General features: G+C 32.3%; 3 protein-coding genes. All 3 read right to left on the bottom strand.

Annotated elements, in window-relative coordinates; all coding sequences use genetic code 11:
- Nucleotides 1–138 precede the first annotated feature (138 nt).
- Nucleotides 139–564: a hypothetical protein gene (locus ES677_RS15055; protein WP_148381705.1), complete on the bottom strand. Its 426-nt coding sequence runs from the start codon at nucleotides 562–564 to the stop codon at nucleotides 139–141.
- Nucleotides 565–720: 156 nt separating this feature from the next.
- Complete coding sequence (locus ES677_RS15060; protein WP_148381707.1) at nucleotides 721–1,194, bottom strand: hypothetical protein; 474 nt, start codon at nucleotides 1,192–1,194, stop codon at nucleotides 721–723.
- 120 nt (nucleotides 1,195–1,314) lie between these two features.
- Nucleotides 1,315–1,516: hypothetical protein (locus tag ES677_RS15555; protein ID WP_211357901.1), on the bottom strand; the 202-nt coding region annotated here is incomplete at its 5' end.

The raw sequence follows: 1,516 nt of genomic DNA on the forward strand, positions 1-1,516 counted from the left end.
GGTAGCTTCAATTGGTGTAAAGAGCAATTGTTGAGATGAACGTTGAACCGCCGTATACGAGACCCGTACGTACGGTGGTGTGAGAGGCGCACTGGCAATCATTCGATTGTCAGCCGTCTACTCGATTGTGTGTAGTTTTTATTCTTGGTTTATCAGTTTATAAAATTCCGTGTCGTCTGGTTCATAATATTTTTCGTAAAAATCATTCGATAGGTCAATTCCAAAATCCCAATTTCTATTCATTCCTAACATCAAACGATTCCATATTTCTTTTTCGTTTTTCAGTTTTATCCAAAAGTCAGAATCTATTTTTAGTTCAAAACCTTTTTCAGGTTCATCGAGTACTATTTTAATTTTGCTATCAGATTTATAATAAAGAAGAATTTCAAATTGGATAAAATTCAGTTCGTACATTCTTTTGAGTAAGTCAATGGATTCACTTATCGCATCTATTTCAGAAAATCCGAAGTCAGATATAAAGAGGTTTTTTACATCTCCTAAATGAATAGGAAATGGTTCAGTCAGAAAATTAATTTCGTATTTGTTCAGTTTAATATCGTTCATTTTTCAAATTACACACAACGTTTGGTGTAAGAATAGTTGCGTGGTTTAAACACCTAAAATAACAAAAATTGACCGAGCCTGTGGAAATTCCGCAGGAATTTACAAGTAGGCGAGAACTAGCAATTATTTTTACACAGTGTTGTAAAACGTTTTTTATTAAGTTCCAAGTCCTTCGACAGTATAGGATTCCGCTAATAATTTTATTTTTTCAGAATCGCCTTTATTCAGTTTAAAGTCAATTTGCTTTATTAGTTTCCCTTTATAAAAATATAGTTCGGTATTTGTAATTGTATCTAAGTCTGTTTCTTTGTTTGAAAATTGTAGGGCTTTGGCAAAAATCAATTTTTTCTGTTTATAGTAAAATTCAAAATATGCTGTTGAGTCATTTGGTTGAGCTGTTTCGGTTATTATTCGGTAGAGCTTGTTTTTTTTGTCAGTTAACTCATATGTTGATGTTCCACCAATAATTTCTCCGTTTAAATTCTCTGTATTGAATTCTGTTATAGATTCATTTAAGTCAGTTCGATTTTCTATTTCTTTTACGTAATTTTTGATTTCAGAAATTGTTTTATTTGCTGAACAACTTGTCAGAATAATAAAAATTAATGATATGTAGATTGGTTTTTTCAAATGTTTTACAACGGATTTGTATAAGAATAGTAGGGCTGAAAAAAAGCGACTACCATTCGGTTAGACACAAGCCGAATTTTTTAATTTTTCTTATTATCTTTTTTTCTCAATAAGATAAATTTAAAAATTTGGCGACCTCGAAAAAGTGCCTTTTCCTTTGGTTTTAGGACTCATTGCCCTATTATTTTTATACGCTGTGTGTGCCCAGTATGGGCATCTTTTACTTACAGCAAAGTAAGTAATTAATCTAGAGGGTGCAAGTCCCTTATGCGCTGGGGTAACGCCTAGAAGCATTAGTAAGTCGCAAGGGTGGTAACTGTGA

Origin of the sequence: Bizionia gelidisalsuginis (genome assembly GCF_008086185.1) — a bacterium.
GTDB classification, from domain to species: Bacteria; Bacteroidota; Bacteroidia; order Flavobacteriales; family Flavobacteriaceae; genus Bizionia; species Bizionia saleffrena.

Excerpts from the sequence above, each read along its gene's own strand:
- ES677_RS15055 (WP_148381705.1), bottom strand. The coding sequence starts at position 564 with ATGAACGATATTAAACTGAACAAATACGAAATTAATTTTCTGACTGAA.